General features: G+C 71.3%; 19 protein-coding genes. 11 read left to right on the top strand and 8 right to left on the bottom strand.

From position 1 onward, the window contains the following. Positions 1 to 9: 9 nt before the first annotated feature. From V5D56_RS08285 to V5D56_RS08265, 5 genes are read right to left on the bottom strand one after another with little or no spacing between them, the layout of a single operon-like run. On the bottom strand, positions 10 to 537 hold the full coding sequence (locus V5D56_RS08285; RefSeq protein ID WP_435738566.1) for a maleylpyruvate isomerase N-terminal domain-containing protein: 528 nt from the start codon (positions 535 to 537) through the stop codon (positions 10 to 12). A gap of 3 nt (positions 538 to 540) precedes the next feature. Beyond that, positions 541 to 1668 (bottom strand): cupin domain-containing protein, encoded by a 1128-nt coding sequence (locus tag V5D56_RS08280; RefSeq protein WP_435738565.1) that lies wholly within the window; start codon positions 1666 to 1668, stop codon positions 541 to 543. Next, positions 1665 to 3047 (bottom strand): MFS transporter, encoded by a 1383-nt coding sequence (locus V5D56_RS08275; protein WP_435738564.1) that lies wholly within the window; start codon positions 3045 to 3047, stop codon positions 1665 to 1667. Before V5D56_RS08275 ends, V5D56_RS08280 begins: the two co-directional genes overlap by 4 nt. After that, a complete protein-coding gene (locus tag V5D56_RS08270; RefSeq protein WP_435738563.1) occupies positions 3044 to 3931 on the bottom strand; it encodes a fumarylacetoacetate hydrolase family protein in 888 nt (295 codons plus the stop codon). The genes V5D56_RS08275 and V5D56_RS08270 overlap by 4 nt, the downstream gene beginning before the upstream one ends. 21 nt (positions 3932 to 3952) lie before the next feature. Then, the gene (locus V5D56_RS08265; protein WP_435738562.1) at positions 3953 to 5179 is read right to left on the bottom strand and encodes an FAD-dependent monooxygenase; all 1227 of its coding nucleotides are present in this window, start codon (positions 5177 to 5179) and stop codon (positions 3953 to 3955) included. A gap of 49 nt (positions 5180 to 5228) precedes the next feature. Between V5D56_RS08265 and V5D56_RS08260 the strand changes: the two genes are divergently transcribed. Continuing rightward, on the top strand, positions 5229 to 6020 hold the full coding sequence (locus V5D56_RS08260) for an IclR family transcriptional regulator (RefSeq protein ID WP_435738561.1): 792 nt from the start codon (positions 5229 to 5231) through the stop codon (positions 6018 to 6020). A gap of 21 nt (positions 6021 to 6041) precedes the next feature. Here V5D56_RS08260 and V5D56_RS08255 read toward each other — a convergent pair whose 3' ends face one another. After that, positions 6042 to 7013: a LysR family transcriptional regulator gene (locus tag V5D56_RS08255; RefSeq protein ID WP_435738560.1), complete on the bottom strand. Its 972-nt coding sequence runs from the start codon at positions 7011 to 7013 to the stop codon at positions 6042 to 6044. 50 nt (positions 7014 to 7063) lie between these two features. Between V5D56_RS08255 and V5D56_RS08250 the strand changes: the two genes are divergently transcribed. The 10 genes from V5D56_RS08250 to V5D56_RS08205 all read left to right on the top strand — a co-directional run bounded on the left by V5D56_RS08250 (position 7064) and on the right by V5D56_RS08205 (position 17476). Beyond that, on the top strand, positions 7064 to 7888 hold the full coding sequence (locus V5D56_RS08250) for an SDR family NAD(P)-dependent oxidoreductase (protein ID WP_435738559.1): 825 nt from the start codon (positions 7064 to 7066) through the stop codon (positions 7886 to 7888). Between the two features lie 150 nt (positions 7889 to 8038). Continuing rightward, complete coding sequence (locus V5D56_RS08245; RefSeq protein WP_435738558.1) at positions 8039 to 9067, top strand: VOC family protein; 1029 nt, start codon at positions 8039 to 8041, stop codon at positions 9065 to 9067. 9 nt (positions 9068 to 9076) lie between these two features. Beyond that, positions 9077 to 10249: an alpha/beta hydrolase family protein gene (locus V5D56_RS08240; protein ID WP_435738557.1), complete on the top strand. Its 1173-nt coding sequence runs from the start codon at positions 9077 to 9079 to the stop codon at positions 10247 to 10249. Next, a complete protein-coding gene (locus V5D56_RS08235) occupies positions 10246 to 11268 on the top strand; it encodes a cyclase family protein (protein ID WP_435738556.1) in 1023 nt (340 codons plus the stop codon). The genes V5D56_RS08240 and V5D56_RS08235 overlap by 4 nt, the downstream gene beginning before the upstream one ends. Before the next feature lie 43 nt (positions 11269 to 11311). Continuing rightward, positions 11312 to 12451 (top strand): FAD-dependent monooxygenase, encoded by a 1140-nt coding sequence (locus V5D56_RS08230; protein WP_435738555.1) that lies wholly within the window; start codon positions 11312 to 11314, stop codon positions 12449 to 12451. Further along, positions 12448 to 13473: a fumarylacetoacetate hydrolase family protein gene (locus tag V5D56_RS08225; RefSeq protein WP_435738554.1), complete on the top strand. Its 1026-nt coding sequence runs from the start codon at positions 12448 to 12450 to the stop codon at positions 13471 to 13473. The genes V5D56_RS08230 and V5D56_RS08225 overlap by 4 nt, the downstream gene beginning before the upstream one ends. Further along, positions 13470 to 14216, top strand: coding sequence for a CoA transferase subunit A (locus V5D56_RS08220; RefSeq protein ID WP_435738553.1), 747 nt, complete (start codon positions 13470 to 13472; stop codon positions 14214 to 14216). The genes V5D56_RS08225 and V5D56_RS08220 overlap by 4 nt, the downstream gene beginning before the upstream one ends. Before the next feature lies 1 nt (position 14217). Beyond that, positions 14218 to 14889, top strand: a complete 672-nt coding sequence (locus V5D56_RS08215) for a CoA transferase subunit B (protein WP_435738552.1) — start codon at positions 14218 to 14220, stop codon at positions 14887 to 14889. Further along, positions 14886 to 16088: an acetyl-CoA C-acyltransferase gene (locus V5D56_RS08210; RefSeq protein WP_435738551.1), complete on the top strand. Its 1203-nt coding sequence runs from the start codon at positions 14886 to 14888 to the stop codon at positions 16086 to 16088. Before V5D56_RS08215 ends, V5D56_RS08210 begins: the two co-directional genes overlap by 4 nt. 158 nt (positions 16089 to 16246) lie before the next feature. Next, positions 16247 to 17476 carry an MFS transporter gene (locus tag V5D56_RS08205; RefSeq protein WP_435738550.1) on the top strand — a complete coding sequence of 410 codons (1230 nt, stop codon included), beginning with the start codon at positions 16247 to 16249 and terminating at the stop codon, positions 17474 to 17476. A 158-nt stretch (positions 17477 to 17634) separates the two neighbouring features. Here V5D56_RS08205 and V5D56_RS08200 read toward each other — a convergent pair whose 3' ends face one another. Together V5D56_RS08200 and V5D56_RS08195 are read right to left on the bottom strand one after the other, a co-directional pair. Beyond that, positions 17635 to 18033, bottom strand: coding sequence for a type II toxin-antitoxin system PemK/MazF family toxin (locus V5D56_RS08200; protein ID WP_435738549.1), 399 nt, complete (start codon positions 18031 to 18033; stop codon positions 17635 to 17637). Then, on the bottom strand, positions 17958 to 18161 hold the full coding sequence (locus V5D56_RS08195) for a hypothetical protein (protein WP_435738548.1): 204 nt from the start codon (positions 18159 to 18161) through the stop codon (positions 17958 to 17960). Before V5D56_RS08195 ends, V5D56_RS08200 begins: the two co-directional genes overlap by 76 nt. Positions 18162 to 18175: the final 14 nt, after the last annotated feature.

Below are 18175 nucleotides of genomic sequence, written 5' to 3'. Positions count from 1 at the left end.
TGGACCGCCTCACACGGTCGACGGAAGACGCTCCCGCACCTGCACGGGCAGATCCTTCCACCGAGCTCCGTTGTCGAGGTCGAGGGCCGCCAGCCACACCTCCCGTGCTCGCAGCCACGGGGTGCGCGAGACCTTCTCGGCGCCGGACTCCGGGACCGTGACCACCCGCTCCCAGCGTTCGAGCGGAAGGTCGCGCCACTCGACGTTCAGATGGACCGCGGCGTGTGCGTGCAGGTTGCGCAGCGCGCTGGGTGGCAGCGTGGCGCCGAAGTCCACCGTGTCGGGTCCGTACGCCACCTCAGGATCCGAGCGCGCGCCCGTGCGTGCGAGCTCGATGGCACCGGCCAGCTCGCGGGCGTGGTAGCCCACGTGCGCGACGACGTGCGCTCTGCTCCAGCCGGGCACGCGAGACGGGCCGTACAGTTCGGCGTCGGAGAGCTCGTTGAGCTTGCGGGAGAAGTACGCGGTCCCGCGTCGCGCCAGCAGGAGATCGGATCGGATGCCGGGGTCGGTGACGAGGTCGGTGCGTGCGACCATCGCTCAGCCTCGGCTGCCCGGCACGAGGCGGCCCGACTCGGTGAGGTAGGTCCGCTGGAACTGCAGCCGCTCGACGATGGGTGCGTCGGAGAACCGGAAGAGGTCGAACTCGTCCTGCGCCTCGAGCGACCACTCGGTCCACGACGGCACGACGAACAGGTCACCCTTGTGCAGCTCGCGCTCCTCCCCGTCGAGCACGACCGTCCCTGAGCCCTCGAAGACCTGCCAGACGGACGAACCGACCTCGCGACGTGCGGCCGAACGGGCACCGGGCCGCAGGCGGTGGAACTCGCAGCGCATCGTCGGCAGGACGTCGCCTCCCGTGGTGGGGTTGGTGTACTTGATCGCCGCGTGCCCCTGCTCGACCGTGGCGGGGTGGCCCTCGTCCTCGAGGGCGAGCTGCTCTCGCAGCGCGGCGTCGGTGTGCTCCCACCGGTAGGCGGCGATCGGCGTGGAGACCTGCGGGCCCGGGGATGACAGGGGCGTGAGCCCAGGGTGAGCCCACAGCCGCTCGGACCGCGAGAACGGCGGGGATGCCTCGTCGGTGACCCGCTCCGAGCCGTACTCGAAGAAGCCGAAGTCGACGTCGTGGACGAAGGGGACGTCGAGGCCGTCGATCCACGCCATGGGCTGGTCGGTGTCGTTGTGGTGCCCGTGGAAGTTCCACCCCGGCGTCAGCAGCAGGTCTCCTCGACTCATGCGGACCGGGTCCCCGTTGACGACGGTCCAGACGCCCTCGCCCTCCACGACGAACCGGAACGCGTTCTGTGCGTGTCGATGCTCGGGCGCGGTCTCGAACGGTCCCAGCCACTGGATGGCGCACCACAACGTGGGGGTGGCGTACGCGGTGGGTGCGAGCCCCGGGTTGGCCAGCCCGATGGCGCGGCGCTCACCGCCACGCCCGACCGGCACGAGATCGCCGGCTCGGCGGGCGATGTCGACCAGCTCGCTCCACCGCCACACGAACGGCACCGCCGCCGGCTTCGGGACCATCGGCATGAGGTCGTTGGTCTGGGTCCACAGCGGCGCCATGCTGTTGCGCTCGAAGTCCGCATACAGACGGTCGAGCTCGGGGCCCGGTTCGGGCTGGCCGTCGTGGGCCTCGGGAAGGGTCTCTGGCTGCGTGCTCATGGCTGACCTCCTGAAGTAGTCGACGTCACGGTCCCGACGGCCTGTCCCGTCGGAGCGGGGCTCGCCACGGTGGCGTCAGGGGTGGCGAGGAGAACGCGGCGCAGCAGTGCGATCGCCGCTGCGCCCACGAGCATGGGGATGACGAACAGGTAGTAGAGCTGGCCCGGGTCCCAGCCGGTGTCGAGCAGACGGCCCGCGACGATCGGCGACACGATCGCACCGACCCGGCCGAGCCCGATGATCAGCCCGACCCCGGTCGCCCGGGTGGCGGCGTCGTAGGACATCGGCCCGATGGAGAACATGCCGGCCATCGCGGCGCTGGTCATCGCCCCGAGCGCGGCGGCGAGAGCGAAGGCCACGGCGAGCGATCCCATCGACGACGCGTAGCCGGCGAAGGCTGCGCCGGCGAGCACGAAGGCCGCCACCAGCGTCGGCCGGACACCGAGCCGTGATGCGACAGGGCCGAAGATCAGCGATCCGGCGATGCCGCCCAGGCTGAACATGACCCCCGCCTGGACCCCGTCTCCCGGCTGGAAGCCGTTCAGGACGATCAGCTGCGGCGTCCACGAGTTCGCGAAGTAGAAGCCCGCCATGAGCATGAAGAAGGCGAGACCCAGTGCCAGGGTGACCAGGCCGGCCCGGCCCGTCAGGACGGCGCTCCAGCGTGCCCTCGTCGTACGGGCCGCCGCCGGTGCGGGCAGCTCCGTCACGGGTGGGTGGCCGATGCGGGCGAGGATCGCGTTGAGGCGCTCGAGGGCTCGGGGTGGCCGACGGCTGGTGAGGTAGTCGATCGACTCGGGCAGCACGCGCCAGACCACGAGCATCAGCACCCCGGTCGCCACGGCGCCGAAGGCGAAGACCGAGCGCCAGCCGAGGGTGGCGAGCAGGACGCCGGCGAGAATGCCCCCGAGGGTCCCGCCGATCGGCTGGCCGGCCGTGTAGAAGCTGATCGCCGTGGGCCGGTGGCGTGCGGAGGCGTACTCCGAGACGAGCACGTTGAGGCACGCCTGCAACGTGCCGATCGCGAGCCCGGTCAGTACGCGCACGGCCAGGAGCATCTCGTAGCCGGTGGCGGCCGCCGACAGAGCCATCCCCAGGGTGATCACGGCGCCGCACGCCAGGACGGTGGTGCGACGTCCGATGACGTCGGCGACCTGGGAGACCAGGGCCGAGCCGATCGCCATGCCCAGCAGTGCGCTGCTCAGCAGCACGCCCAGCTGCCCTCCCGAGAGCTGCCACTCGTCCGCGATGGCCGAGCTGCTGAAGGCCAGGGCCAGCACGTCGAAGCCGTCGAGCATGTTCATCGCGACGCACAGAGCGACGACCGCATATTGCGTCCGGCTCATCGGTGCCGACTGCACGCGTTGCGTGAGGCTCATCGGCTGCCCTCCCCAGCCAGTGAGCCGATCCGCCCCTGGGGTCGGGTGTCGTACGCGACGGCGTGACGAGCCGTCACGCCGACCTCGAGCGAACCGACCGACTCGATCTCCACCTGAACACGATCGCCGTCGGCGAGCGGGCCGACGCCTGCCGGGGTCCCCGTCAGGACGACGTCTCCGGGCTCCAGGGTCATCACCGACGAGGCGTAGGAGATGAGCTGCGGCACCGAGAAGAGCAGCTCGGCCGTGCTCGTCCTCTGCCGCAGCTCGCCGGAGACCCAGCACCGCAGGTCGAGGTCGTCGGGGTCGGAGATCTCGTCGGCGGTCACGAGCCAGGGGCCGAGCGGCGTGAAGGTGTCGAACGACTTGCGGGTGGAACGGTCCTCGGTCGAGCGGAGACTGATGTCGAGCCCGCACGTGTACGCGAAGACGTGGTCCAGGGCGTCGTCCGTCGAGACGTGCCGGGCGGTGCGTCCGATGACGAGGGCGAGCTCCCCCTCCTGGTCGGTGCGCTTGTCGTGATACGGCAGCTCGACGTCCTGGCCCGGCCCGACGACCGAGGTCCCGGCCTTGAGGAAGACGCCGTAGTCCGCGATGGACTTCTGCTCGGCCATCTCCACCTTGTGGTCGAGGTAGTTGACCGGCGCAGCCACGATCTTGCGGGGCCGGCGCAGCGGCGCCGACAGACGCCCGAGATCCAGGGCGGCGCGAGGGAACGCCTCCAGGTCGAGGGCTGCGAGCTCGTCCACCCCGCGCCCTGCCTCCAGGAACGCTCCCCATGGTCCGGCGGGCCCTTGCTGCGGGCCGACGACGTCGCTGACGTCCACTGCCTCGTCACCGACGACGACGACCGGGATGGTGTTGTCCAGCACTGCGAGTCTCATGGTGATCTCCGTCGATCGGGCTCAGGCGAGCGTCAGGGGTCGGGTGGGCGCGAGGCGCTCGGCGGCGGTGCCCGCGTAGAGCCAGTCGGTGTACTCGCTGAGGTCGTCCGCGTGCTCGAGCAAGGCGTTGCGCAGCACCCGGGCCGCGCCGTCGGCATGACAGACCTCGCCGAAGAACCGGGCGCGTCGCTGGACCTCGGCGGTCCGCGGGATCCTCGCCCGCGTGAAGCGCTCGACGACCTGTGGCCAGTCGGTGGCACCGAGCGTCTGCTCGGCCAGGAGCTCCTCGATCGTGCGGGCGTCCTCCAGCGCCTGGCAGCAGCCCTGCGCCAGGTACTGCAGCATCGGGTGCGCGGCATCGCCGGTCAGCACGACCCGACCTGCCCCCCAGTGGTCCGCGGGCTCGCGGTCGAACAGGGGCCAGCGACGCTGGCGCCCCACGTGGGACACGGCCTCGCGCACGCGGGGATCGCACGCGGAGAAGACCTCTTCCAGCTCCTCGGGCGTGCCGTAGTCGGGCTCGCCACGGTCGAAGCCCGGCGAGCGGAACGTCGCGACGACGTTGAGGACGCTGCCGCCCCTGAGCCGGTACTGGACCACGTGCGCCCCGGGCGCGACCCAGCACACCACGTCGTCCAGCGCGCGGGCGTCGGGGACGTCCTCGACGGGCACGGTTCCCCGGTAGGCGACGAAGCCCGAGGGGACTACCTCGTCGCCGACGATGTCCTGCCGCAGCACGGAGTGCAGGCCGTCCGCGCCGAAGGTCACGTCTGCGCCGAAGGTCCGGCCGTCGTCGGTGCGCGCCAGCGTGCCCGCCTCGTCCTGGGTGACGTCGGCGACACGCGTCGAGGTCTCCAGGTCCACTCCCGCGTCCTGGCAGGCACGCAGCAGGATGGCGTGCAGGTCGGTGCGGTGGATGACCACGTACGGCGAGGCGTACCGGTCCCGGAAGCTGCCCGTGAGGTCGAGGGCCGCGAGCTCCTCGCCGGTGATCGCGTCCCGCAGGACGAGACGGCGGGGCTCGACGCCGACCGCGCGGACCTCGTCGAGCACGCCCCAGTCGGCAAGGATGCGGGTGGCGTTCGGGCCCAGCTGCAACCCCGCGCCGATCTCGCCGAAGGCAGGCGCCTGCTCGACCACCGTGACCGCTCGGCCGCTGCGCCTGAGGGCGAGGGCGGCGGCGAGGCCTCCAATACCTCCGCCGACCACCAGGGACGTCTCTGTCGGGACCACCACGTCGTGAACCATGCCGGGGACCGTAAGCGTGACCGCGTCGCCTGCGCGAGAATGTTCCGCTGTGAGGAATCTCCGAACCCACCCGCCCCTGCCGGAACGCCCGTCGACCGCCGTCGAGTCCCTGGACCGTGGCCTGAGGCTGCTCCAGCTCCTGCGGGACTACGGCGCGCTGCGCGTCGCGGACGCCGCCCAACAGCTCGGCGTCTCGCGGTCCAGCGCTCACCGTCTGCTGCAGACCCTGGTGTTCCGCGGCTTCGCCGTGCAGAACGAGGCTCATGTCTACCTCCCGGGGCCGTCCATGGACGCGGGGCCGGCGCGCCTGGAGTGGACGCGCGACTTCCGCCGGCTGTGCCAGCCCCATCTCGAGGTCCTGTCGCGGCGCAGTCGAGAGTCGGCGAACCTCATGATCCGGGTGGGGACCAACGTCCGCTTCCTCGTCACGGTCCGGGCTCGCACGGTCGAGGCGACACACGACCGGGACGGCGTCGTCATGCCCGCCCACGAGGCATCGGGAGGAAAGGCGCTCCTGGCCGAGCTCACCGACGACCAGATCCGAGAGATCTACACGGCCGGCCCTGCAGCAACCCTCACCGAGGCCGCCATGGCGAAGCTGCTCGGCGACGCGAAGAGGGCCCGTGCTCACGGCTACGCGGTCAACGTCGAGGAGACGGAACGTGGGGTCGCAGCGGTCGGGACGGCCGTCCACGACCGTTGGGGTGCACCCGTGGGCGCCGTGACCCTCTCCACCCGGGCGGACCGGTTCGCGGAACGGCTGCCGTCGACGTTGCTGCCGCTGCTGCTGGACTCCCGCGCACAGATCGAGCGCGACCTCTCCGACGTCGACCTGACCTGACCCGACGTCGGCGGAGCGCGACTACCGGTGGTCCAGGGTCCGTGCCGCGCGTCGGACCGCGTCGCGCAGGAACTCGTGCTCGGCGTCACGCGTGTTCACCGGGTGCCACCACATCGCCTCGACCAGCGACCCGAGGTCGACGGCGGACCGCACCGTGCGTACGCCGGAGTCGGGCGCGAGCCGCCGCGCCAGCCGTTCCTGCAGCACGGCGACCCTCCGACTGCTCGCGACGAGCGCAGGGACGGTGAGGAAGTGCTCGGTCACGACCTCGACCCGGGGCTCGACGCCCGCCATCCGGAGTCGGCGCGCCGCCGGCGTGGAGGCCGTCGGGCTGTGGAAGGTCATGACCCAGGGGAGGCTGGCGAGCTGTTCGTGCGTGAGCTCGTCGCCGACCTCGTCGTTGGAGTCCGCGACGATGCACACCCACCGGTCGTCGTGCAGATCGCTGTGCGGAAGATCGGTGATGAAGCCGTGCGGCAGCAGGATCAGGTCGACGCCCACCAGGGCTTGCTCCGCGTCGTCGATGATGCTCGGCGTGTTCGCGGAGAAGTGCACGCGCATCCCCGGAGCGTCGCGCTCCAGCAGCTCCGTGAGCGGGGCTCCCAGGACCGCGACGCTGTAGTCGCTCGCGACGATCGTGATCTGGCGCGTTGAGGAGGAGGGGTCGAACACCGGCTCCGCCGCGAACACCCGCTCCACGCCGGCGAGGACCGTGTGCGTCCGTTCGCGCAGCAGCTGGGCGAGCGGGGTCAGGAAGTACTCGTTCCCCCGGCGGCTGAGCAGAGGGTCGTCGAAGTGCCGTCGGAGCCTGGCCAGCGATGCCGAGAGGGCCGGCTGGCTCAGGCCCATCGCGGCCGCCGCCTTGGTGACGCTGCGGTTCTGCAGCAACGCGTCCAGCGCCACCAGGAGGTTGAGGTCGAGATTCGTCAGGCGCGATGACGACACCGTCCCGTTCGCTGCGCGACCGGTATCCACGTCGTCGATGGGCACCATAGCGACATCATGCCTTGTCATGCCCGAGCCCCACCAGAACAGTGGTGGCCATGACCTCGCGCCACGACGCGCCCCAGCGGGCTCGCACGGATCACGCCGGGCACGGCGACGGGCTCGCAGGAAAGGTCGTGCTCGTCACGGGCGCCGCACGTGGTCAGGGGGCCGCCGAGGCCCGGCTGCTGTCCGGCCGAGGCGCCCAGGTGATCGCGCTCGACGTCGGCGACCGCCCGTCCGAAGACCTGCACCGCGCCGTGTACCAGCAGCTGGACGTGACCGATGCGGACGCATGGGCTTCGCTCGTCGCCACCGTGAGGCGAACCCGCGGCCGCATCGACGCCCTCGTCAACAACGCCGCCGTGACGTGGAGAGCGCGCCTTGGTGACGTCGACCCCACGGACGTCGAGCGCGTGCACCGGGTCAACGTCGTCGGTCCGCTCCTGGGGATCCAGCACTGTTCCGCTCTCATGGGCTCCGGGGCGTCGATCGTCAACGTCGGCTCGGTCGCGGCGCTCACCGCCCACGTCCCGCTCGCGTACACGACGAGCAAGTGGGCGCTGCGTGGGCTGTCCAAGGTCGCGTGCCTCGAGCTCGGACCACGTGGCATCCGGGTCAACACCGTCCACCCCGGATACATCGACACACCGATGATGGCCTCCGCGCCGGAGTCGTTCCGGACCGCCAACATCGCCGAGACCCCGCTGGGGCGGACGGGCACCGTCGACGAGGTCGCCCACGTCGTCGCGTTCCTGGTCAGCGATGCCGCGTCGTTCGTCAGCGGCGCCGAGATCGCCGTGGACGGTGGGATGACCGCTCATGGCGGCGTGAAGTCGATCGCCGATGTCCTCGGGCAGTCAGGACCGGACGGGACGCTATAAGCGTCGTCGATGGACGATATCGAGAACATCGTCTTCCCTGATGTGTGACCGGCGTCCAGAGTGGTTCCAGGCCGCGCGGCGTAGCGCAACTCCTCAGGTGCGACGGCGCCGCGCGGACCGGTGATGACCGACCCGAGAGGACGACGTTCGATGACGAGCACGCACCTGGCACACCTGGCCCACCTGGAGATCGCCTCCCCGGACGTGGAGGCGACGGCCACCTTCTTCGAGAAGCAGTTCGGCCTGCGCCCTGTCGCGCGCGACGACGACGGCACCACCTACCTCCGGTGCTGGGGCGACTACTACCCCTACAGCCTCATCGTCTCTCCCGGTGCCGAGCCGGCCCTGGTGAACATGGCGTGGCGCACCACCAGTGCCGACGCGCTCGAGTCCGCGGCCGCCCGTGTGCAGGCCAAGGGCGTCGAGGGCACCTGGCACGACAAGCGCCAGGGGCACGGCCGCTCGTTCCAGTTCACAGGCCCGTTCGGGCACACCATGGAGCTCTACTGGGACGTTCCCCAGCACTCGGCGCCTGCCGAGCTCGCCTCGGTCTTCCCTGACCGTCCCGAGCGGCGCAGCTCGCACGCCGCCGCCCCGCGGTTCCTGGACCACGTGACGATCGCCGCGAGCGACGTCAAGGGCTTCGCAGCCTGGTACAGCGAGGTCCTCGGCTTCCGCGTGATGGCGTTCACCGAGCTCGACCACGCCGAGATCACGGTCTTCAGCGTGCTCACGACCAACGAGAAGTCGCACGATCTCGGGGTCGTGCTCGACTCCTCGGACCGTGGCGGTCGCGTGAACCACATCGCCTTCTGGACCGACTCCGTCCAGGAGCTTCTCGTCGCCGCCGACGTGCTCATGGAGAACGGCGCCCACATCGAGTACGGGCCGTCCATCCACGGCATCGGCGAGCAGTCCTTCCTGTACTTCCGCGAGCCCGGCGGCATGCGGATCGAGCTGAACACCGGCGGCTACCGCAACTACGTCCCCGACTGGCAGGCCAGCACGTGGCGGCCCTCGCTCGGCTCGAACAGCATCTACCGCAACTCCGCGATGCCGATGTCGATGACCGAGTGCTTCCCGCCCGACCCGGGCAAGCCCTCGGCCACCGAGGAGGGCGTGCTGCCCGGGACCGAGGACGCGCTCGTCAACCCGTACGCCCGGCACGGCCAGGGCTGAGGCGGCATCGTGTTCCAGTACTTCCCCGGAAACTACGTGTGGAACCTGTCGGTGAACCTCGCCCTCCAGATGGGCGGGCAGATCGGCGAGATCGACACCATCTGCCGTCCCCTTCTCGAGGCTGCCGCACGCGGCGAGGACGCGGGCACCGTCGAGCTCAAAGCCGCATGGGAGGCCAAGGGCGACACGCTCGTCGAGCTCGCGGACGAGGACGAGGCCGCCGGGCATCTCCTGTCCGCCGGTGAGAAGCTCTCGCGCGCCGCGACCTACTTCCTCACCGCGGAACGAATGCAGGCAGCCGGTCACGCACCGCGCGCTGCGTTGTACGCCAAGTTCCGCGACACGTTCGACCGCGGCACGCACCTGGCGCGCGAGAACGCCGAGCGGGTGGAGATCCCCTACGCAGGGACGCACCTCGCGGGCATCCTCACCCACGCGCTGGCTCCGGACGGGACCAGGCTCCAGGGACCGAGTCCTCTGCTCGTGCAGGTGAACGGCCTCGACAGCACCAAGGAGATGCTCTACCGCACGGGGCCGGCCGCGAAGCTCGCCGCCCGAGGCATCTCCAGCCTGTGCCTGGACCAGCCCGGGACCGGGGAGGCGCTGCGCCTGCAAGGGCTGCATGCCGTCCCGGAGGCCGAGAAGTGGGCGTCCGTGGTCTACGAAGCGGTGGCGGGCCGTGACGACGTGGACGCCGACCGGGTCGGCCTCCTGGGCGTCTCGCTGGGCGGCTACTACGCGCCCCGAGCGGTCGCGTTCGAGCCGCGCTTCGCCCTCGGCGTCGCCTGGGGTGCCAACCACGACTGGCGCGCGGTCCAGAAGGCACGGCGCGCCCGTGAGGGCGAGCGACCGGTCCCCCACTACTGGGAGCACGTGCAGTGGGTGTGGGGCGCCCGGGACCTCGACGACTTCTTCGCGATCGCGGAGAACGTCCACCTCGACGGTGTCCTGGACCGGATCCGTGTGCCGTTCCTCGTCACGCACGGCGAGCACGACCGGCAGATCCCGCTCGAGTTCGCCCACCGCACGTACGACCAGCTCACGTCGTCGCCCGACCGCGAGCTCGTGGTGTTCACGGACCGCACCGGAGGCACCGCCCACTCCAGCGTCGACAACGGGTCCGTCGCCACGGATGTCATCGCCGACTGGGTCGCCGACCGGCTGGGCGGGAGAACACGATGACCACGGTCGTGCAGACACGCGGCGGGGTCGCCGACGGCCTGCCTCACGGGCTCGACCGGGCCGACCCGGAGGGTGCGATCGCTGCGGCTGCCGCCCGGTGCTCGAACTGGGGCCGGTGGGGCGAGGACGACGTCAAGGGCACGCTCAACCTCGTGACGGACGAGCACCGCCGTCGTGCCGCCGCCCTCGTCCGGCGCGGGGCGAGCTTCTCGCTGGCGCAGCGCTTCGACATGGACGGGCCGCAGAAGGGCTGGCGCCGGCGCACCAACCCGGTGCACACGATGCTCGACACGGGGGTCGAGGCGGAGCTCGGCGACCAGGGTCTGCCACACGGCATCGGCGGAGCCGACGACGTGGTGGCCATGCCGCTGCAGTGCTCGACCCAGTGGGACGGCCTCGGGCACATCTTCGACCACGGCCGCGCCTGGAACGGACGTCGCGCGAGCGAGGTCGTCACCTCGGCGGGCGACTCCGTCACCGGCATGGAGACCGTCGCCGCAGACTTCGCCGGACGCGGGGTCCTGCTCGACGTCGGGCGGCACCTGGGCGCAGCGGCGGGCGGTGAGCTGCCGGACGGCTTCGCGATCCTGCCCGAGCACCTCGACGCCACGATCGCCGCGCAAGGCTCGACGTCTCAGGTCGGTCCCGGCGACTTCCTGGTCGTCCGGACCGGGCACTACGGACGGACCCGCCGCGAAGGGTGGGGCGCCTACGCGGGCGGACCTGCCCCGGGACTGTCCTTCACGACCATCGACTGGCTCCGGGAGCACGACGTGGCCGCCGTGGCCACGGACACCTGGGGCGTCGAGGTCAGGCCCAACGAGTTCGAGGACGCGTTCCAGCCGTTCCACCAGGTCGTCATCCCCCATCTCGGCCTGTTCCTCGGCGAGATGTGGGCACTCGAGGAGCTCGGCGCGGACTGCTCCGACGACGAGATCTACGAGTTCCTGCTCGTCGCACCACCCCTGCCGATCACCGGTGCCGTCGGTTCGCCCCTGAACCCCGTCGCCCTGAAGTGAACGCCTGATCCCCTCCATCGAACCACCCGGAAGTGAGGCAACGATGCCTGCAGTACGTTCCGCCCTGATCGTCGGCGGCGGCGCCGCCGGCACGGCAACCGCCATCTTGTTGGCCCGAGAGGGAGTGGCCGTCGAGCTCGTCGAGGAACGCCCCGACGTGCCCGACGTCGGTTCCGGCATCACCCTGCAGGGCAACGCCCTACGGATCCTGCGCGGGCTGGGGGTGTGGGACGACGTCCTCGCGGCCGGCTACCCGTTCGACTCCCTCGGCATCCGTCTGCCCGACCCCGCGGCGACCCTCGTGGCCGAGATCCCCGACGTGCGCACCGGCGGGCCCGACCTCCCGGCCACCCTCGGGATGCCCCGGCCAGTCCTGGCACGCGTCCTCCTGGACCGTGCGGCGGAGACGGGGGTCAAGATCCGCTACGGCACCGTCCCGACGGCCCTCAGCCAGGACGCCTCGGGGGTCGACGCCGCGTTCGCCGACGGATCGAGCGGACGATACGACCTCGTCGTCGGCGCTGACGGCATCCACTCGTGGACGCGACGCGAGCTCGGCATCGACGTCGAGCCGACCAGCGCCGGGATGGGGATCTGGCGCGTGCACGTGCCTCGCCCGGCCGCGGTCGAGCGCACCGACCTCACCTACGGCGGCCGGTGCTACATCGCCGGCTACTGCCCCACCGGTGCGGACACGATGTACGCCTACCTCGTCGAGGACGTGCAGGACCGGTCGGGACTGGACCACGCCGACCAGCTCGACGTCTTCCGCGACCTCGCGTCGTCGTACCACGGCGCCTGGGACGAGATCCGGGACAGCCTCTCTCCGGACACCTTCATCAACTACGCGCGCTTCGAGCACCACGTCGTCCCGGACGACTGGCACCGCGGGCGCGTGGTCCTCGTCGGCGACGCCGCACACTCCTGCCCGCCGACGATCGCCCAGGGTGCCGCGCAGGGGTTCGAGGACGCCCTCGTCCTCGCCGAGCTCCTCGTCGCCGCGGACGCCTTCGACGAGTCGCTCCTCTCGTCCTACGCGGACCGGCGCCGACCTCGCGCCTCGACGGTCGTCGAGGCGTCGGTCCAGGTCGCCCGGTGGATGCTCGACCACACCCCGCCAGCCGAGGCCGACGTCCCCGGCCTCATGCGACGTATCTCGACTCTCGTCACGGATCCCGCATGAGGTTCGCGCGGTACGCGCTTGCGGGCGCGGAGCATCACGCGCTCGTCGTCGGAGCGCCGGGCGAGGAACGCCTGCACGATCTGCGGCCGGGGACCACAGTGCTCGACCTCGCGGGAGCGGGCCTGCCCGCCGCCGTCGAGGCGGCGTCGTGGGCACGGGCGAGCTCACCGCTCGTGCCGATCTCCGACGTCCGTCTCCTGCCGCCCCTGCAGCCGCCGTCGGTGCGCGACTTCGTCGCGTTCGAGGAGCATGTCGAGGGGGTCGTACGGAGCGTGTCCGGAGGTGGTTCCGTGCCGTCGGCCTGGTACGACGCCCCGACGTTCTACTTCGCCAACCCGCACTCGATGGTCGGCGCCCACGACGACGTCCCCGTGCCGCCCGGTTCCACGCAGCTCGACTTCGAGCTCGAGGTAGCCGTCGTGGTGTCCCGCGCGGGCACGAACCTCTCCCCTCGTGCGGCGCGCGACCACGTCTTCGGGTACACGGTGTTCAACGACTGGTCCGCTCGGGATCTTCAGGGCCGTGAGATGCAGGTCGGTCTCGGCCCCGCCAAGGGCAAGGACTCCGCCAGCACGCTCGGGCCGTGGATCGTCACGGCCGACGAGCTCGAGGAGCACCGTGACGCCGACGGGTACCTCGCCCTCGGGCTCGACGCGGCGATCGGAGGTCGAGCGGTCGGCCGCGACCTGCTGTCGAACGCGGCCTGGACGTTCGACGAGATGATCGCGTACGCCTCCCGCGGGACCTGGGTCCGGCCCGGCGACGTCCTCGCGTCCGGGACCTGCGGCAACGGAGGATGCCTCGCCGAGCTCTGGGGCCGCGGGGGTGTCCAGGATCCGCCCCCGCTCGTGCCTGGTGACGTCGTCAGGCTCGAGGTCGAAGGGATCGGCGCCGTCGAGAACCGCGTCGTTCCGGGACCCTCCCTCAGCGACCTTCCTCTCGTACCGCCCGCACGCCCCCGAGACCGACGGCGCGACAGAGTGTCGGACACCGCGACCCACGCGCCGCAGGAGGTGCGATGACCACGCTCGCGCGTGACGCACACCAGGCCCTCGCCGGTGTGCTCCGTGACGGCATGACCATCGCCGTCGGCGGGTTCGGCCTCTGCGGAGTGCCCTACGACCTCGTCGACGCCGTCCGCGCCTCCGGCGTCCGCGACCTCACCATCGTCTCCAACAACATGGGAGTGGACGGTCAGGGTCTCGGGGTTCTCCTGGAGAACGACCAGGTCCGCCGGGTCCTCGCCTCGTACGTGGGCGAGAACAAGCTCTTCGCCCGCCGCTACCTGGACGGCGAGCTGGACGTCGAGCTCGTCCCGCAGGGCACGCTCGCCGAGCGCCTCCGGGCGGGTGGGGCGGGCATCCCGGCCTTCTACACTCCGACGGGCGTCGGGACAGCCGTCGCGGACGGCAAGCCCACCGCCGAGCTCGACGGCCGTACGTACCTCCTCGAGCACGCGATCCGTGCCGACCTCGCGCTCGTGCACGCACACACGGCGGACGCGGCCGGCAACCTGCGGTACCGGCTCACGGCGCGGAACTTCAACCCGGTCGTCGCGACGGCCGCCCCCTTCACGGCAGCATCCGTCGAGCACCTGCTCGATCCGACGGTCGAGGGCTACCTCGACCCGGACGACGTCGTGACGCCCGGCGTGTTCGTGAACGCCGTCGTGACGACCACCCACGGCAGACCGATCGAGAAGCGCACCGTCCGCGAACGCGCTCCCCGGAACGCCGCCGTCCCCACGCTCCGCGGAGGTGCCTGACGTGCCCTGGACCCGTGACCAGATGGCCGCCCGAGCCGCGTGCGAGCTTCGTGACGGCGACTACGTCAACCTCGGGATCGGCATCCCCACGCTCGTCGCCGGCCACGTGCCGAGCGACGTCAGCGTGACCTTGCAGAGCGAGAACGGACTCCTCGGGATCGGCCCGTTCCCCTTCGACGGCGACGAGGACCCCGACCTCGTCAACGCCGGCAAGCAGACGGTCACCACGCAACCCGGTGCCAGCTGCTTCGACTCCGTCACGTCCTTCACCATGATCCGCGGTGGGCACATCGCGGTCGCGATCCTCGGCGCGCTCCAGGTCTCGGCCTCCGGTGACCTCGCCAACTGGCAGATCCCCGGGTCCATGGTCAAGGGCATGGGAGGGGCGATGGACCTCGTCGTGGGTGCGCGCCGCGTCGTCGTCCTCATGGACCACCTCACCCGAGACGGCGCACCCAAGATCGTCGAGGAGTGCGACCTGCCGTTGACGGCCCAGGGCGTCGTCGACCGCATCATCACCGACCGTGCCGTGCTCGACGTCTCGCCGAACGGGTTGATCCTGCGCGAGCTCGCGCCCGACGTCACCGTCGACGACCTGCGGACGTCGACGGGACCAGCGTTCCTCGTCGACCCCGACCTCACACGTCTCGCTGCCGCGGACTCAGGCGCATGAGCTCGACCGGCTCGACCAGGGCGCAGGAGGTCGTCGTCGTCGGCGCCGCACGTACCCCCCAAGGGCGCCTTCGAGGCCAGCTCGCACCGCTACCCGCCACCGAGCTCGGCGCGCTCGCTCTCCGCGGCGCACTCGCCCAGGCCGACGTCAGCCCCCGTGTCGTGGACGGGGTCGCGATGGGGCAGGTCCTCCAGGCCGGCGCCGGCCAGAACCCCGCCCGTCAGGTGGCGCTGCTCGCCGGCCTCGGCTGGGAGACCCGTGCCGTCACGGTCAACACGGTGTGCCTCTCAGGCCTCACCGCGATCATCGAAGCGGCCCGGTGGCTGCGGCTCGGCGAGGCAGAGGTCGTCGTCGCAGGCGGGATGGAGTCGATGACCCGGGCTCCTCATCTGCTCCCCGGTTCTCGCGCGGGATACACCTTCGGCGATGTCGGGCTCCTCGACCACGCACGTCACGACGGCCTCACCGACGCGTTCGACGGAGTCGCCATGGGCGAGCTGACAGAGCGCAGCATCGCCGGCCAGCCGATCAGCCGAGTCCTCCAGGACGCCCTCGCGGTCCGCTCCCACCGCCGAGCGGCACGGGCGCGCGCGGACGGCACCCTGCGCGCCGAGATCGTCCCGGTCCACGTCCCGCACCGCCGTGGCGAGCTCCTCGTCGCGGACGACGAAGGCGTTCGTCCGGAGTCCACGGGCGACACGCTGGCGCGTCTCGCCCCGGCGTTCCACGCCGACGGCACCATCACCGCGGGCAACGCCTCTCCCTTGTCCGACGGCGCAGCAACGGTCGTCCTCACGACCCGAGCTCGCGCCGAGGCAGAGGCATGGCCCGTGCTCGCCACGCTCCGTGCGCACACCGAAGTCGCGGGACCGGACAACACGCTCCTCGAACAGCCGGCCCGCGCGCTCACCATCGCGCTCAAGGCCGAGGGCTGGACCACCGAGCAGCTCACCACGATCGAGATCAACGAGGCCTTCGCCGCTGTTGTCGCCGCATCGGCCCAGGCCCTCGGCATCGACCCGGCCGATCCGCGGCTCAACGCCGACGGTGGCGGCATCGCCCTCGGACACCCGCTCGGAGCGAGCGGTGCACGACTCGTCGTCCATGCGACGCACACCCTCCGACGCACCGGAGGGCGAGCTGGCATCGCGCTCTGCGGTGGTGGCGGACAGGGAGCCGCACTCCTCCTCCAAGGGTGAGCCATCTGCCCAGGCACACCTCCTCAGGCGGCGGCCCCGTCGCTTCCCCTGACCGCTGACAGGCGCACGCCTCCCTCTCGAGCGCCCGCCCGCGACGTTCGCCTCGACGACGAGGCGCACGCAGTTCACACACACCGTCGAAGATCGAAGGAGATCTCATGACCGACGTCGCTGAACGTCACACCTCGACCCCACGCAGAGCAGGCATCGCACAAGCCGTGCCCTTGCTCGCGGCCAGCTGCATGCCGGTACTCGGGTCGGTCCTCATCACCCCCGTGCTTCCACAGATCTCCGAGCACTTCGCCACCACCCCTGGCGCGACCGTGCTCGTCCCGATGATCGTCGCCATACCGGCCCTGATGATCGCCCTCTTCGCGCCCTTCGCCGGGCAGATCGCCGACCGGGTCGCACGCAAGAAGCTCCTCCTGGGCGCACTCGTCGTCTACTCGGTCGTCGGTGTCGCCCCCGCGTTCATGGACGGACTGCCCAGCATCCTCGTCACCCGCGTCCTTCTCGGCATCTGCGAGGCCGCGATCATGACCGTCGCGACAGCGCTCATCGTCGACTACTTCCCCGACGAGAAGCGCAGGAACCGCTACCTCGGGCTGCAGGCAGTCACCACGACCCTGGCCGCAACGGTCTTCATCGCCATCGGCGGTGCGCTGGGCGCCAACGGCTGGCACACACCCTTCTGGATCTACTCGGCGGGTCTCGTGATCGCCGTCCCGGTAGCGCTCCTCCTCTGGGAGCCCACCGCCCAGCGGACCGCCTCCACCGCGACATCACTCGCGCTGTCCCGCATCCCCTGGCGCGAGATCGCCGTCCCCCTCCTCGTGACGTTGATGGGCGGCATCACGTTCTACGTGCTCATCGTCGAGATCAGCTACCTCGTGGTCGGTACCGGAGTCGATGCCCAGTCCACCGCGATCATCGGTGCCGTCGCAGCCGGGGCATCCCTGGCCACGGCCGCCGGCGGCCTCACCTTCCCGCGCGTCGCACGGTTCACCCCCGCGAGGCTGCTTCCCGTTGCCTTCGGTCTGCAGTCCATCGGCATGCTGGTCATCTGGCTCGCGCCGGGCGGCCTCGCAGCAGTGGTCACCGGGGCCGTGATCGCGTCGGTGGGATCCGGCTTGCTCCTGCCGACGCTGGTGGTCTGGGTCATCGCTCGCCAGCCGTTCGAGCAGCGTGGCCGTGTGTCCGGGCTGTGGAACTCCGCGTTCTACCTGGGCCAGTTCCTCGCCCCCCTCGTCGCGACCGGAGTCGCCGCCGCTCTCGGCGGCCTGCCTGCGGCGATCGGCGCAGTCGGAGCGGTCGCCCTCGTCGTCGCGCTCCTGCTCGGGGCCAGGGCCCGGCGGGTTGCGCCCGCCGCCGTCGCGCCCGCCGGCTGACGCGCACCGCCGTCGGCGAAGGGCTGGGCCGTGGAGCGTGCTTCCCGGCCCAGCCCCGGTCGACCGTGCCGTCGGCGCGCGCGTGGACGAGCAGGTTGCCCAGCGCTGCACCCTCGACCGGTCCGGCGACGACCGGCAGCCCGGTGGCGTCGCAACTCTCAGGCGTCGGACGGAAGACCGAGGTAGCGGATCACGGCCTGCTCCACGGCGACGAGGTCGTCGTGGTGCAGGTAGTCAACGGGGTCGCCGACGATGTCGTCGACGTCGACGGTACGGAGCTGGTCGACCAGGAAGCGGGTGGGTCGGCCGGCGACCTCGAGCTCCGGTCGGAAGACCGCCTCACCCGCGCTGGTGGAGGTCGGCACGATGGTTGCCGCCGACCACGGCATCTGCGAAGGCGACAGAACGAGCCCGTACCGGTGTCCGCCCTGCTCGTGCCCACGGGGCTCGCCCAGGTCGACCCTGTAGACGGCGCCGCGGATCACCAGGCGTCCGGCTCGCCGCTCAGATCCTCGGCGTGCAGCCGCTCCGCGTCGCTTCGCGCCCTGTCCACCCATCTCTCACGCTCGACGAGGCGCAGGCCGTGGCGCAAGGCGTCCGCCGTCGTCATGCCCGTGCGCGTCAGGGCGTCCAGGATGCGCTGGTCCTCAGCGGTGGGACGGAACCCCACGGTGGCATTCGGCATGGCGCCAGGCTACC

Origin of the sequence: Cellulosimicrobium sp. PMB13 (assembly GCF_051294865.1) — a bacterium.
GTDB lineage: Bacteria > Actinomycetota > Actinomycetes > Actinomycetales > Cellulomonadaceae > Cellulosimicrobium.
The sequence above is the reverse complement of the archived record's forward strand: the minus strand, read 5'-3'. Positions and strand labels throughout refer to the sequence as shown.

Coding starts and splice junctions, on each gene's coding strand:
- V5D56_RS08285 (WP_435738566.1), bottom strand. CDS start 537: ATGGTCGCACGCACCGACCTCGTCACCGACCCCGGCATCCGATCCGAT.
- V5D56_RS08280 (WP_435738565.1), bottom strand. CDS start 1,668: ATGAGCACGCAGCCAGAGACCCTTCCCGAGGCCCACGACGGCCAGCCC.
- V5D56_RS08275 (WP_435738564.1), bottom strand. CDS start 3,047: ATGAGCCTCACGCAACGCGTGCAGTCGGCACCGATGAGCCGGACGCAA.
- V5D56_RS08270 (WP_435738563.1), bottom strand. CDS start 3,931: ATGAGACTCGCAGTGCTGGACAACACCATCCCGGTCGTCGTCGTCGGT.
- V5D56_RS08265 (WP_435738562.1), bottom strand. CDS start 5,179: ATGGTTCACGACGTGGTGGTCCCGACAGAGACGTCCCTGGTGGTCGGC.
- V5D56_RS08255 (WP_435738560.1), bottom strand. CDS start 7,013: ATGGTGCCCATCGACGACGTGGATACCGGTCGCGCAGCGAACGGGACG.
- V5D56_RS08250 (WP_435738559.1), top strand. CDS start 7,064: ATGACCTCGCGCCACGACGCGCCCCAGCGGGCTCGCACGGATCACGCC.
- V5D56_RS08245 (WP_435738558.1), top strand. CDS start 8,039: ATGACGAGCACGCACCTGGCACACCTGGCCCACCTGGAGATCGCCTCC.
- V5D56_RS08235 (WP_435738556.1), top strand. CDS start 10,246: ATGACCACGGTCGTGCAGACACGCGGCGGGGTCGCCGACGGCCTGCCT.
- V5D56_RS08230 (WP_435738555.1), top strand. CDS start 11,312: ATGCCTGCAGTACGTTCCGCCCTGATCGTCGGCGGCGGCGCCGCCGGC.
- V5D56_RS08225 (WP_435738554.1), top strand. CDS start 12,448: ATGAGGTTCGCGCGGTACGCGCTTGCGGGCGCGGAGCATCACGCGCTC.
- V5D56_RS08220 (WP_435738553.1), top strand. CDS start 13,470: ATGACCACGCTCGCGCGTGACGCACACCAGGCCCTCGCCGGTGTGCTC.
- V5D56_RS08210 (WP_435738551.1), top strand. CDS start 14,886: ATGAGCTCGACCGGCTCGACCAGGGCGCAGGAGGTCGTCGTCGTCGGC.
- V5D56_RS08205 (WP_435738550.1), top strand. CDS start 16,247: ATGACCGACGTCGCTGAACGTCACACCTCGACCCCACGCAGAGCAGGC.
- V5D56_RS08200 (WP_435738549.1), bottom strand. CDS start 18,033: ATGGGTGGACAGGGCGCGAAGCGACGCGGAGCGGCTGCACGCCGAGGA.
- V5D56_RS08195 (WP_435738548.1), bottom strand. CDS start 18,161: ATGCCGAATGCCACCGTGGGGTTCCGTCCCACCGCTGAGGACCAGCGC.